Consider the following 12,336-nt stretch of genomic DNA (forward strand, 5'->3'; position numbering starts at 1 on the left):
TCCTCCGTCCACCGCACCCGCGGCACCCGGTCCCTCACGAGCGTTCGCATGTGCGGCTCAGTAAACGCGAGGCGCACCGGGCCCGCACGCGCACGCTGTCCGTCCCGGGGACCGGACGGCAGGGCGCGGCCGCTGCCGGTCTCACCCGTTCGGCGGGCCCGCGTGGCCGGGTGGTGCGGGTGGCCGCAGGCTCGAATGACCTGTCGGCGCCTCGGGGTGCCGACGGGCGCAGGCCCGTACGGGGGACACGCAGAAAGGACTCCGCTCATGAGCCAGCACGCCGCACCTTCTCCCGGCAGGCCGACGCACGGCACCGGCACCCCGCGGTCGGCGGACCGCTCCAGCGGCTGGGTGACCAGCGGCGTCGTCTTCGCGGGCGTACTGCTGCTGCTGAACGGCGCCCTCGCCGTCCTGCAGGGCATCGCGGCCATCGCCGAGGACGACGTGTACGCCCGCGTCGGCAGCTACGTCTACGAACTGAACCTGACGGGCTGGGGCGTCATCCACGTCGTCCTGGGCGCACTGGTCCTCGTCACCGGAATCGGCCTGCTCAAGGACATGGCCTGGGCACGCTTCGCGGGCATCTTCCTCGCCTCGCTCAGCCTGATCGCCCAGTTCCTGTTCCTGCCGTACTCGCCCGTCTGGTCCGTGATCATGATGGCGATCGACGTCTTCGTCATCTGGGCCCTGGCCAGCCGCCAGGACCAGGCCGCCTGAAGTACGTCCAGGCACAGCGGGGGCGCGGCCGTCAGCGGTGCCGCAGGGCCCGGCCCAGGGCCACCGCCGAGCCGACGGCCGCCAGCCCCGTGCCCGCCACCGCCAGCGCCTTCGCCCGTCGCCCCGGCGCCGCCGGCCGGGCGCCCGGCGCGGTGCCGTACGCGCTGCCCGGGACGTCGGTGTCCCCGGCGGGCCGGGGCAGCGCCGAGGCCAGCAGCTCCGCCAGGTGCACGCCCTCGTGGCCGCCGCTGTCGAACTCGTGGATCTGCGTGCGGCAGCTGAACCCGTCGGCGAGGACGACCGTCGCCTCGTCCTCCTCGCGCAGCCGCGGCAGCAGCACCCGTTCCGCGCACGCCTCGCTGACGTCCAGGTGGCCCCGCTCGAAACCGAAGTTGCCGGCCAGCCCGCAGCAGCCGGAGTCCAGCCGCTCGGCGTCGACCCCGGCCCGGCGCAGCAGTTCCCGGTCGGCCTCCCAGCCCATGATCGCGTGCTGGTGGCAGTGCACCTGGGCCAGCGCCTTCGCGGACCGCTCGGACACCCGCGGCGGCTCGTAGCCCGGGGAGTGCCCGGTCAGCAGCTCGGACAGCGTGACCGTCTGCTCCGCCAGCCGGCGCACGTCCTGGTCGCCGGGGAACATCTCGCCCGCGTCCGCCCGGAACACCGCCGTGCAGCTCGGCTCCAGCGCCACCACCAGACCGCCCGCCCGCACGTGCTCGGCGAGGCCGCGCACGGTCCGGGTGAGGACCTTCTGCGCCGTCCCGAGCTGTCCGGTGGAGATCCAGGTCAGCCCGCAGCACAGCGGCTCGGACGGCAGCTCCACCCGCCAGCCGGCGTGCTCCAGCACCCGGACCGCGGCCCGTCCGATGTGCGGGTGGAAATGGTTGGTGAAGGTGTCCGGCCACAGCAGCACCGACCCGCGCCGCCCGTCACCCTCCGGCTCGTGGCGCGCGAACCACTGCTCGAACGTCTGCTCCGCGAACAGCGGCACCTCCCGGTCCGCCACCCCGGCGGCCAGCACGGCCGCCTTCGACAGCAGCGGGGCGTGGGTGAGCGCGTTGACGACCGGCGCGAGCCGGGTGCGCCCCACCAGCCGCGCGAGCGCCGGCAGCCAGCCCATCGACCAGTCCGAGCGGGGCCTGCGCCACGGCCGGCCCTCGTAGTGGTGGGACAGGAACTCCGCCTTGTACGTGGCCATGTCCACGTCCGCCGGACAGTCCTTCTTGCACCCCTTGCAGGCCAGGCACAGATCGAGCGCGTCCTTGACCGCCTCCGACCGCCAGCCGTCCCGCAGGGCGCCGTCCCCGTGCCCGTCGAGCATCTCGAACAGCAGCCGCGCCCGGCCCCGCGTCGAGTGCTCCTCCTCGTGGGTCACCTGGTACGACGGGCACATCACCGTGCCGTCGCTGGTGTGCTGCCGGCACTTGCCGACCCCGACGCACCGGTTGGCGGCCTGCGAGAACGAGCCCCCGTCGTGCGGGAAGCGGAAACGCAGGTCGCGGGGCTCGTACGGGGCCCAGTCACCGCCCAGGCGCAGGTTCTCGTCCAGCCCGTAGGGTGCGACGACCTTCCCCGGGTTCATCCGGTCCAGCGGGTCGAAGACGGCCTTCAGCCGCCCGAACGCCTCGACCAGCTCGTCCCCGAACATCCGCGGCAGCAGCTCGCCCCGGCTCTGTCCGTCCCCGTGCTCCCCGGACAGTGACCCGCCGAACTCCACGACGAGGTCGGCCGCCCGCTCCATGAACCTCCGGTACGTCGCCACCCCGTCCGCGGTGTACAGGTCGAACGGGATCCGGGTGTGCACGCATCCCTGCCCGAAGTGCCCGTACAGACTGGGCCCGGTGTCGCTCAGGTAGCCGAACTCCTCGAAGAGCGCGCGCAGCCGCCGCAGGTAGTCGCCCAGCTTCTCGGGGGCGACGGCCGAGTCCTCCCAGCCCTCGAAGGTGTCGGGCTTGCCCGGGATGTGCGCGGTGGCGCCGAGCCCGGCCTCCCGGACCTGCCACAGCGCCTGCTCGTTCGCCGGGTCGTCGAGGAACGAGCAGTCCGCGTCGTGCTCGGAGCGGTGCACCGCCTCCAGCATCCGGTGCGCCCGCGCGCCCGCCTCCTCGACGGTGTCGCCGCCGAACTGCACCATCAGGTAGGCGTTGCCGTCGGGCAGCTCGGCGAGCGCCTTGTCGTTGAGGCGCTTGATCCGCTGGTCGCGGACCAGCCGGGCGTCCACGCCCTCCAGCGCGATCGGCTCGTACGGCAGGATGTCGGGCACGGCGTCGGCGGCCTTGTCGATGACGTCGAACCCGAGCACCACCAGAACCCGTTCCTTCACCACCGGCACCAGTTCCAGCTCCGCCCGCAGGACGGTGACCAGCGTGGACTCGCTGCCCACCAGCAGTCCGGCCACGTCGAAGCCGTGCTCGGGCAGCAGTGAGTCCAGGTTGTAGCCGGAGACCCGGCGCGGGACGTCCGGGAACCGGCGGCGGATCTCGTCCCCGTACGTGTCACGCAGCGCGCGCAGCCGCCGGTAGACGGCCGCCCGCAGGTCGCCCTGCCGCTCGATCCCGGCGTACTCCTCGTCGCCGGTCTCCCCGCACCAGAAGCGGGTCCCGTCGTAGAGCAGCACCTCCAGCCGGGCGATGTTGTCGACGACCTTGCCGTGCGCCTGGGCGGTGGCGCCGCAGGAGTTGTTGCCGATCATGCCGCCGACGGTGCAGTTGGCGTGGGTGGCGGGCTCCGGCCCGTAGCGCAGGCCGTACGGCGCGAGCTGCCGGTTGAGGTCGTCCAGCACGATGCCGGGCTGGACGACGCAGGTGCGGGCGTCGGTGTCCACGGACTCCACCCGGGTGCAGTACTTCGACCAGTCGAGCACCACCCCGGCGTTGGTGCACTGCCCGGCCAGGCTCGTCCCGCCGCCCCGCGACAGCAAGGGCGCACCGTACTCCCGCGCCACGGCCACCGCCTCGGCACCGGCCTCCGGGGTGCGTGGGAGGACCACTCCCATGGGCGTCTGCCGGAAGTTCGAGGCGTCCGTGGAGTACGCGGCCCGGCTCCCGGCGTCGAAGCGGACCTCGCCGTCGACCCGTTCGCGCAGCGCGGCCTCGAGTCCTCTGAGGTCGACGGGCGCGGGTGCGCCCTCGCGGACGACGGGTTCGGGCAGGTCCAGCGCACCCATGGGGCTCTCCTTCGGCGGTCGGCGCGGCAAACGGCATCGCGCGCGTGGCGCGGCCGTCGCTGAGTACCCCGGCCCTTGTGGCGGCAACCACCGGACACGGAGCGTCGCGAACCGTGTCGGTGTTGGGCCGAACGGGTGACTTGGCGTAAGAATTGGCTGGTGCACGCAATGAAGGCGAGTGGATTTCGGGGGAACCGGTGAACAGCCACGACGTCACCGATGAACAGTGGGAGGGGCTCGCCCAGGTCGTTCCGTTGCGCGGGCGCGACGCCTGGCCGTCCTCGGTCGGGCACCGGGCGCTGCCGGAGGCGGTGACGGAGACCCGCCGCCGGTTCGTCGTCCTGCGGGTCAACGTGTTCGCGGACGCCCGCGAGGTCGCCGAGACCCTGATGACGGGCATCCCGGTCCTCCTGGACCTGACCAGCGCCGAGGGCGAGGTGGCCAAGCGGGTCCTGGACTTCAGCACCGGCGTCGTCTTCGGCCTGGCCAGCGGGATGCACCGGGTGGACCGCAACGTGTTCCTGCTGACCCCGGCCGGGACCGAGGTGAACGGCCTGATGGAGGGCGCGGCAGACGACCCCGGAGTGTGACGGCCCCGCCCGGTCCTGACGGCCGCGTCCCCCGATCGTAGGAACGCCTTCCGGGCAAAACGGTTCGCCCGTACGGAGCGGTCCTACGGTCCGGACATGGCAGCGTCACCCGCGTCGACGGCGTCCGACACCCCGCTCCCGGACCGGCCCAGGGTCACCGAGCTGCGGCTGTCCGCCTTCGCCGGTCACCGGCGCGCCGTGCTGCCGTTCGGGCCGCTCACCGTGCTCGCCGGCCCCAGCGGCTGCGGCAAGACCACCGCGCTCAGGGCGTACGACGCACTCGCGCGGCTCGGCGGCGGCGCCGAGCTCGCGGTGGCGTTCCCCGATCCGGTCGCCTGTGTGCCCGAGCGGGCCCGGCCCGACGCCCAGCACCGCCGCGGCTTCCGCATCGGCTGCACGGCCGACGGGGCGGCGGGCCCGGTCCGCCTGGACGTCGCCGTGCAGGCGGAGCCCGAGCTGCGCATCGTGGGCGAACGGCTGACGGCCGACGGGGTCGTGCTCCTGGAGACGGCCCTGCGCGACCCGGGCCGTCGCGCCGTGCAGGCCGCCTGGCACACGGCCGGGTCGGCGCCCGTGACCCGCGCCCCGCTGCCGGACGACCGGCTCGGCACCCCGCTGCTGCCGCTCAGGGTGGCCGGCAAGACGGACGGCCAGCGCAGGGTGCTGGCCGCGGCCGAGCAGATGGTGGTCGCCCTGCGTTCCGTCTTCGCCTGCGATCCGCGGCCCGGCCGGATGCGGGAGCCCGTGCCCACCGGCTCCGGGCGCCTGCTGGGCGGCTGCGACAACCTCGCCGACGTGCTGTGGCGCACCCGCGCCGAGTGCGCACGGCGGCACGCGCGGTTCGTCGCGGCGGTACGCGCCGGCTGCGCGGGCCCCGTCGCAGACGTGCTGGCCGAACCGGTCGTCGGCGGCGTGGTGCGCGCCCTGCTGGACCGGGGCGACGGCGTCCGCACCGGGCTCACCCGCCTCGGCTACGGCGAACTGCGCTACCTCGCCCTCGCGCTGGTGCTGTTCACCGGACCCGGCGTGCTGGAGGTCGACCCGGCCGGCGAGGTGCCCGCCGCCCTGCAGACGCTCACCGTCCTCGCCGACGGCTTCGACCGAGGCCTGGACCCGCGGCAGCGGGCGGAACTGCTGCGGCTGGCGGCCCGGATGTGCGACCGCGGGCACATCCGCCTCGTCGCGGCGGTCGCCGACGCCTCCTGGGCGGCCGGGGCGGACGGCGTCACGGTGGTACACCTGGAACCGTGACCGATCACCCCCTGGACCTCGCGGCACTGCGGCGCAGGCTGGCCGAGTTCGCGGCCGCACGGCAGTGGCAGCCGTACCACACCCCCAAGAACCTGGCCGCCGCGCTCAGCGTGGAGGCCTCCGAACTCGTCGAGATCTTCCAGTGGCTGACGCCCGAGCAGTCGGCCCGCGTCATGAGCGACCCGGACACCGCCCACCGGGTGCGGGACGAGGTCGCCGACGTACTGGCGTACCTGCTCCAGTTCTGCGAGGTGCTGGACGTCGACCCGCTGGCCGCGCTGGAGGCCAAGATCGAGCGGAACGAGCTCCGCTTCCCGGTGCGCGGGGAACCGGAAGGCTGAGAGAGGAGGAGTGACCAACTCCGCTATCACTCTCCGGAGTCGAAAACGGGCCGGAAATCAATTTGTTGTCCGAAGATTTCCACCTTCCTCTAGCTTTTCGTCCCACACGCCTTCACTCTGGGTAGTGGACAACGGAGTTCGGGCGGACGCGCCCTGGGCGCGTCGGACAAAGACGGGGGCAGCGCATGGACGCTGTGCGGCTCATCGTGACGAGTGGGCGTGCCCTGGCGGCCGGCGGCGAGGTGCCGGACATCCTGACGGAGGTGTGGCAGGTGCAGGCCCTGGCGCAGGCGATCGGCAGCCGGCTGGCGGTCTACGGACCACCGGAACTGCGCGGCGAGGCGATCGGGCTGACCGAGCTGGCGGGCCGGGGCTGCGGAGTGCTGCGCACCCCCGAGCTGGCGCCGGGCGAGCTGCGCGCCGCCCAGCTGACCGAGCTGGGCGACGCCCGTCAGGCGCTGATGCGCCTCGGCACCCTGCTCGGCGAGACCGGCATCGCCCTGGTCGGCGTGGCCTGCGCCGCGGACGACGAGGCCACGTACTGGCAGTGCATGGAGGCCATCGACGCGGCGGACGAGTCCCGGGACCGGGTCCTGGAGATGCTGCGCAAACTGGCGGACCGGGAAGCGGAGTTACCGGAGCGGGAGGCGGGCTAGCCACACCACCGGCCACCCGCCGCTCGCACCCGCGCACAGCTCAGTCGGCGCGCCGCTCCTCGCCCGCCGGCCGCCCCGGGTCCCCGGCCGACTGGAGGTCGGCGTCCAGAGCCGACAGGTCCGCGTTCAGCGCCGCCATGAGCTCCTCCATCTGCTGGAGCAGCCCCTTGGGCGGGGAATCCGCCCCGTCCTGCTGCGGCACGGTCTCTTCGGACATGGCGGCCTCCTCGGCCCCAGCCCCCACGGGGAGGCCGACACGGTTGACGCACCGGCGCACACGCCCCGGCGCGGACGCCGGGCGATCCGGCTCCGCCCCGCCAAACGATCACCGTGCGGCCCGGTCACTGGCCCTGCCGCGCACCGGGCCCGCGGTTGACGCGAATTCACCCCCCGGAGGCCGGGAAGCACCCCCGGGGTGTCCGGAGCCGGTGCGGCGCACCCGCGCCGAGCGGGCAGGATGGAGACATGGATCTCCGTATCTTCACCGAGCCCCAGCAGGGGGCCACCTACGACACCTTGCTCACCGTCGCCAAGGCCACCGAGGACCTCGGCTTCGACGCCTTCTTCCGCTCGGACCACTACCTCCGCATGGGTTCCGTGGACGGCCTCCCCGGCCCCACCGACGCCTGGATCACCCTGGCCGGCCTCGCCCGCGAGACCAAGCGCATCCGGCTCGGCACCCTCATGACCGCCGGCACCTTCCGGCTGCCCGGTGTCCTCGCCATCCAGGTCGCCCAGGTCGACCAGATGTCCGGCGGCCGCGTCGAGCTGGGCCTGGGCGCGGGCTGGTTCGAGGAGGAGCACAAGGCGTACGGCATCCCCTTCCCGAAGGAGAAGTTCGCGCGCCTGGAGGAGCAGCTGGAGATCGTCACCGGGCTGTGGGGCACGGAGACCGGCAAGACCTTCGACTTCCACGGCACGTTCTACGACCTCACCGAGTCGCCCGCGCTGCCCAAGCCCGCGCAGGCGAAGGTCCCGGTGCTCATCGGCGGCCACGGTGCCACCCGCACCCCGCGCCTCGCCGCGCGGTACGCCGACGAGTTCAACATCCCCTTCGCCTCCGTCGAGGACACCGAGCGCCAGTTCGGCCGGGTGCGCGCCGCCGCCGCGGAGGCCGGCCGCCCGGCCGACGCCCTCACCTACTCCAATGCCCTGGTCGCCTGCGTCGGCAAGGACGACGCCGAGGTCGCCCGCCGCGCCGCCGTCATCGGCCGCGAGGTCGACGAGCTGAAGGCCAACGGCCTGGCGGGCTCCCCGGCCGAGGTCGTCGACAAGATCGGCCGGTACGCGGCGGTCGGCGCCCGGCGGATCTACCTCCAGATGCTGGACCTCGACGACCTGGACCACCTGGAGCTGATCTCCTCCCAGGTCCAGTCCCAGCTGGCCTGAGACTGCCGTACGGATAACCGAAGGCGCCGGTCACCCGCCCTGTGCGATGGTGTGACGGTCGTCCTGCCGGAGCCCCCGGGGAACACCGCCCGGGGGCTCCCGCGCGCAGGACGCTCTTTAACATCCACCCAGCCGGAGAGGCCCTCCGCATGTTCCTGACCCTCACCACCACCGGTACTCCCGACCGCCCCGCGACCGACCTCGGCTTCCTGCTGCACAAGCATCCCGACAAGGCGCAGGCGTTCTCCACCTCCTTCGGCACGGCCCACGTGCTCTACCCGGAGGCGGAGGAGCAGCGCTGCACGGCGGCGCTGCTGCTGGAGGTCGACGCGGTGGCGCTGGTCCGGCGCGGCAAGGGCAAGGGCCGCGGCGGTGCCCCCGACGCGGCCCTCGCGCAGTACGTCAACGACCGCCCGTACGCGGCCTCCTCGCTCCTCGCCGTGGCGCTAAGCAACGTCTTCTCCAGCGCGATGCGCGGCGTGTGCAGGTCCCGCCCCGAGCGCGCGGCCGAGCCGCTGCCGCTGCGCGTCCAGATCCCGGCGCTGCCCGCCCGCGGCGGCCCCGACCTCGTACGGCGCCTGTTCGAACCGCTCGGCTGGACGGTCACCGTCGAGCCCGTCCCCCTGGACACCGAGTTCCCCGAGTGGGGCGACTCCCGCTACGTCCGCCTCGAACTGGAGTCCGCGGCCCACACCCTCGCCGAGACCCTGCGCCACCTGTACGTCCTGCTGCCGGTGCTCGACGACGCCAAGCACTACTGGGTCGCCCCCGACGAGGTCGACAAGCTGCTGCGGGCCGGCGAGGGCTGGCTGCCGGGCCACCCGGAGCAGAAGCTGATCACCAGCCGCTACCTGTCCCGCCGCTGGTCCCTGACCCGTGAGGCGATGGACCGGCTGGAGCTGCTGCGGCTCGCCGAGACCGACGACAGCGACGTCGAGGAGATCGACAACGCCGTCGCGGCCGAGGCCGAGCAGGAGGAGAAGCCGACCCCGCTCGCCGTACAGCGCCGCGAGGCGATCCTCACCGCCCTCCGGGACGGCGCCGCCGCCCGCGTCCTCGACCTGGGCTGCGGCGAGGGCCACCTGGTGCGCGAACTGCTCAAGGAACCGCGCGTCACGGAGATCGTCGGCGTGGACGTGTCGGTGCGCGCGCTCACCATCGCCTCCCGGCGGCTCAAGCTGGACCGCATGGGCGAGCGGCAGGCCGCGCGCGTCCGGCTCCTCCAGGGCTCCCTCTCCTACACCGACAAGCGCCTGGCGGGCTACGACGCCGCCGTGCTCAGCGAGGTGATCGAGCACCTCGACCTGCCCAGGCTGCCCGCCCTGGAGTACGCCGTCTTCGGCTCGGCCCGCCCGCGCACCGTCGTCGTCACCACCCCCAACGTCGAGTACAACGTGCGCTGGGAGACCCTCCCGGCCGGCCACGTCCGCCACCGCGACCACCGCTTCGAGTGGACCCGCGAGGAGTTCCGCACCTGGGCGGGCACGGTCGCCGAACGCCACGGGTACGCCGTCGAGTTCCGCCCCGTCGGCCCCGACGACCCCGAGGTTGGCCCGCCCACGCAGCTGGCCCTGTTCACCCTGACCACCACCGCGACCGAGAAGGAGGCGAAGGCCGCATGAACACCACCGACACCACCGACACCGCCCCGCGAGGGCGCGCCCTGCCGGTCACCGACCTCTCCCTCGTCGTGCTGATCGGCGCCTCCGGCTCCGGCAAGTCCACCTTCGCCCGGCGCCACTTCAAGCCCACCGAGGTCATCTCCTCGGACTTCTGCCGGGGTCTGGTCGCCGACGACGAGAACGACCAGAGCGCCAGCCGGGACGCCTTCGACGTCCTGCACTACATCGCCGGCAAGCGCCTCGCCGCCGGCCGCCGCACCGTCGTCGACGCGACCAACGTGCAGCAGGACGCCCGGCGTCAGCTGATCGAGCTGGCCCGCAAGCACGACGTCCTGCCCATCGCCGTCGTCCTCGACGTGCCCGAGCAGGTGTGCGCCGAGCGCAACGCCACCCGCGCCGACCGCGCCGACATGCCCCGTCGGGTCATCCAGCGCCACACCCGCGAACTCCGCCGCTCCCTGCGCCACCTGGAGCGCGAGGGCTTCCGCAAGGTGCACGTGCTGCGCGGCGCGGAGGACGTCGAGCAGGCCACGGTCGTCACCGAGAAGCGGTACAACGACCTCACCCACCTCACCGGCCCCTTCGACATCGTCGGCGACGTCCACGGCTGCGCGTCCGAGCTGGAGACCCTGCTCGGCAGGCTCGGCTACACCGACGGCGTCCACCCCGACGGCCGCACCGCCGTCTTCGTCGGCGACCTCGTCGACCGCGGCCCGGACAGCCCCGGCGTCCTGCGCCGCGTGATGTCCATGGTGAAGTCGGGCAACGCCCTGTGCGTGCCCGGCAACCACGAGAACAAGTACGGCCGCCACCTGCGCGGCCGCAAGGTCCAGCAGACCCACGGACTCGCCGAGACGGTCGAGCAGATGGACGGCGAGAGCGAGGAGTTCCGCACCGAGGTGCGGGAGTTCATCGACGGCCTGGTCAGCCACTACGTCCTCGACGGCGGCCAGCTGGTGGTCTGCCACGCCGGCCTGCCCGAGAAGTACCACGGCCGCACCTCCGGCCGGGTCCGCTCGCACGCCCTGTACGGCGACACCACCGGCGAGACCGACGAGTTCGGGCTGCCGGTGCGCTACCCGTGGGCCGAGGACTACCGGGGCCGCGCCGCCGTCGTCTACGGCCACACCCCGGTCCCCGAGGCGACCTGGCTCAACAACACCATCTGCCTGGACACCGGCGCCGTCTTCGGCGGCAAGCTCACCGCGCTGCGCTGGCCGGAGCGCGAGCTGGTCGACGTACCGGCCGAGCGGGTCTGGTACGAGCCGGCCAGGCCGCTGCGCACCGAGGCGCCCGGCGGACACGACGGCCGGCCGCTCGACCTGGCGGACGTGCACGGCCGCCGGGTGGTGGAGACCCGGCACGCGGGACGGATCACCGTGCGCGAGGAGAACGCCGCGGCGGCCCTGGAGGTCATGAGCCGCTTCGCGACCGACCCCCGGCTGCTGCCGTACCTCCCGCCGACCATGGCGCCGACCGCCACCTCCGGCGTGGACGGCTACCTGGAGCACCCGCAGGAGGCGTTCGCGCAGTACGCGGCGGACGGTGTGGCGCGGGTCGTGTGCGAGGAGAAGCACATGGGTTCCCGGGCGGTGGCGCTGGTCTGCCGCGACGCGGAGACGGCCCGCACCCGCTTCGGGGTGGACGGCGGTCCCGCCGGCTCCCTCTACACCCGTACCGGCCGCCCCTTCCTCGACGACGCCTCGGTCACCGAGGCGATCCTGGACCGGCTGCGCACCGCGATCGGCGAGGCGGGACTGTGGGAGGAGCTGGCCACCGGCTGGCTGCTCCTCGACACCGAGCTGATGCCCTGGTCGCTGAAGGCCGCGGGGCTGCTCCGCTCCCAGTACGCCGCCGTGGGCGCCGCCTCCGGCGCGGTGTTCCCGGGTGCGCTGGCCGCCCTGGAGGGCGCCGCCGCGCGCGGCGTCGAGGTGAAGGACCTCCTCGACCGCCAGCGCGAACGGTCCGCCGACGCCGCCGCGTTCACCGACGCCTACCGGCGCTACTGCTGGCCCACCGACGGCCTGGACGGCGTCCACCTGGCCCCGTTCCAGATCCTCGCCGTCCAGGGCCGCAGCCTGGCCGCCGTGCCGCACGACGAGCAGCTGGCCCTGATCGACCGGATGGTCGAGCACGACGGCAGCGGCCTGCTGCGCACCACCCGGCGGCTGTACGTCGACACCGCCGACCCCGACTCGGTGCGCGCCGGCGTCGACTGGTGGCTGGAGATGACCGGCCGCGGCGGCGAGGGCATGGTCGTCAAGCCGGTCGGCGCGCTGGTGCGGGACGGCAAGGACCGTCTGGTGCAGCCCGGCATCAAGTGCCGGGGCCGCGAGTACCTGCGGATCATCTACGGCCCCGAGTACACGCGCCCCGACAACCTCGCCCGGCTGCGGCAGCGGTTCCTGGGCCACAAGCGGTCCCTGGCGATCCGCGAGTACGCCCTCGGCCTGGAAGCCCTGGACCGCCTGGCGGACGGCGAGCCGCTGTGGCGGGTGCACGAGGCGGTGTTCGGGGTGCTGGCGCTGGAGTCGGAGCCCGTCGACCCGAGGCTCTAGCTGTGTTGACCGGACAGGTTGGTGACACGGCTGGCTGGTGTCTGGCCGC

General features: G+C 73.6%; 10 protein-coding genes. 8 read left to right on the plus strand and 2 right to left on the minus strand.

Going from position 1 to position 12,336, the window contains the following annotated elements:
- Nucleotides 1-267: 267 nt before the first annotated feature.
- Nucleotides 268-717: a DUF7144 family membrane protein gene (locus tag AMK11_RS33390; protein WP_073731855.1), complete on the plus strand. Its 450-nt coding sequence runs from the start codon at nucleotides 268-270 to the stop codon at nucleotides 715-717.
- A 31-nt stretch (nucleotides 718-748) separates the two neighbouring features.
- On the opposite strand, the gene AMK11_RS33395 is transcribed toward AMK11_RS33390, so the two are convergent.
- Complete coding sequence (locus AMK11_RS33395; RefSeq protein ID WP_073731856.1) at nucleotides 749-3,880, minus strand: FAD-binding and (Fe-S)-binding domain-containing protein; 3,132 nt, start codon at nucleotides 3,878-3,880, stop codon at nucleotides 749-751.
- A gap of 197 nt (nucleotides 3,881-4,077) precedes the next feature.
- On the opposite strand from AMK11_RS33395, the gene AMK11_RS33400 reads away from it, so the two are divergent.
- From AMK11_RS33400 to AMK11_RS33415, 4 genes are all read left to right on the plus strand, one after another.
- Nucleotides 4,078-4,470, plus strand: coding sequence for a cell division protein SepF (locus AMK11_RS33400; RefSeq protein WP_198941520.1), 393 nt, complete (start codon nucleotides 4,078-4,080; stop codon nucleotides 4,468-4,470).
- A 96-nt stretch (nucleotides 4,471-4,566) separates the two neighbouring features.
- Nucleotides 4,567-5,721 (plus strand): ATP-binding protein, encoded by a 1,155-nt coding sequence (locus tag AMK11_RS33405; RefSeq protein ID WP_073731857.1) that lies wholly within the window; start codon nucleotides 4,567-4,569, stop codon nucleotides 5,719-5,721.
- Nucleotides 5,718-6,062 (plus strand): nucleotide pyrophosphohydrolase, encoded by a 345-nt coding sequence (locus AMK11_RS33410; protein ID WP_073731858.1) that lies wholly within the window; start codon nucleotides 5,718-5,720, stop codon nucleotides 6,060-6,062. The genes AMK11_RS33405 and AMK11_RS33410 overlap by 4 nt, the downstream gene beginning before the upstream one ends.
- A 185-nt stretch (nucleotides 6,063-6,247) precedes the next feature.
- Nucleotides 6,248-6,718, plus strand: coding sequence for a DUF6099 family protein (locus AMK11_RS33415; RefSeq protein ID WP_073731859.1), 471 nt, complete (start codon nucleotides 6,248-6,250; stop codon nucleotides 6,716-6,718).
- A 40-nt stretch (nucleotides 6,719-6,758) separates the two neighbouring features.
- On the opposite strand, the gene AMK11_RS38275 is transcribed toward AMK11_RS33415, so the two are convergent.
- Nucleotides 6,759-6,935, minus strand: a complete 177-nt coding sequence (locus AMK11_RS38275; RefSeq protein ID WP_198941521.1) for a hypothetical protein — start codon at nucleotides 6,933-6,935, stop codon at nucleotides 6,759-6,761.
- A gap of 248 nt (nucleotides 6,936-7,183) precedes the next feature.
- Between AMK11_RS38275 and AMK11_RS33420 the strand changes: the two genes are divergently transcribed.
- From AMK11_RS33420 to AMK11_RS33430, 3 genes are all read left to right on the plus strand, one after another.
- Complete coding sequence (locus tag AMK11_RS33420) at nucleotides 7,184-8,107, plus strand: LLM class F420-dependent oxidoreductase (RefSeq protein ID WP_073731860.1); 924 nt, start codon at nucleotides 7,184-7,186, stop codon at nucleotides 8,105-8,107.
- A gap of 149 nt (nucleotides 8,108-8,256) precedes the next feature.
- Entirely contained in the window at nucleotides 8,257-9,729 is a 1,473-nt protein-coding gene (locus AMK11_RS33425; protein WP_073731861.1) for a 3' terminal RNA ribose 2'-O-methyltransferase Hen1, read from the plus strand.
- On the plus strand, nucleotides 9,726-12,287 hold the full coding sequence (locus AMK11_RS33430) for a polynucleotide kinase-phosphatase (protein ID WP_073731862.1): 2,562 nt from the start codon (nucleotides 9,726-9,728) through the stop codon (nucleotides 12,285-12,287). The genes AMK11_RS33425 and AMK11_RS33430 overlap by 4 nt, the downstream gene beginning before the upstream one ends.
- Nucleotides 12,288-12,336 lie beyond the last annotated feature (49 nt).

This window comes from Streptomyces sp. CB02414 (genome assembly GCF_001905385.1).
In the GTDB taxonomy this organism is placed as follows: Bacteria; Actinomycetota; Actinomycetes; order Streptomycetales; family Streptomycetaceae; genus Streptomyces.

Excerpts from the sequence above, each read along its gene's own strand:
- AMK11_RS33390 (WP_073731855.1), top strand. The coding sequence starts at position 268 with ATGAGCCAGCACGCCGCACCTTCTCCCGGCAGGCCGACGCACGGCACC.
- AMK11_RS33395 (WP_073731856.1), bottom strand. The coding sequence starts at position 3,880 with ATGGGTGCGCTGGACCTGCCCGAACCCGTCGTCCGCGAGGGCGCACCC.
- AMK11_RS33405 (WP_073731857.1), top strand. The coding sequence starts at position 4,567 with ATGGCAGCGTCACCCGCGTCGACGGCGTCCGACACCCCGCTCCCGGAC.
- AMK11_RS33415 (WP_073731859.1), top strand. The coding sequence starts at position 6,248 with ATGGACGCTGTGCGGCTCATCGTGACGAGTGGGCGTGCCCTGGCGGCC.
- AMK11_RS38275 (WP_198941521.1), bottom strand. The coding sequence starts at position 6,935 with ATGTCCGAAGAGACCGTGCCGCAGCAGGACGGGGCGGATTCCCCGCCC.
- AMK11_RS33420 (WP_073731860.1), top strand. The coding sequence starts at position 7,184 with ATGGATCTCCGTATCTTCACCGAGCCCCAGCAGGGGGCCACCTACGAC.
- AMK11_RS33425 (WP_073731861.1), top strand. The coding sequence starts at position 8,257 with ATGTTCCTGACCCTCACCACCACCGGTACTCCCGACCGCCCCGCGACC.
- AMK11_RS33430 (WP_073731862.1), top strand. The coding sequence starts at position 9,726 with ATGAACACCACCGACACCACCGACACCGCCCCGCGAGGGCGCGCCCTG.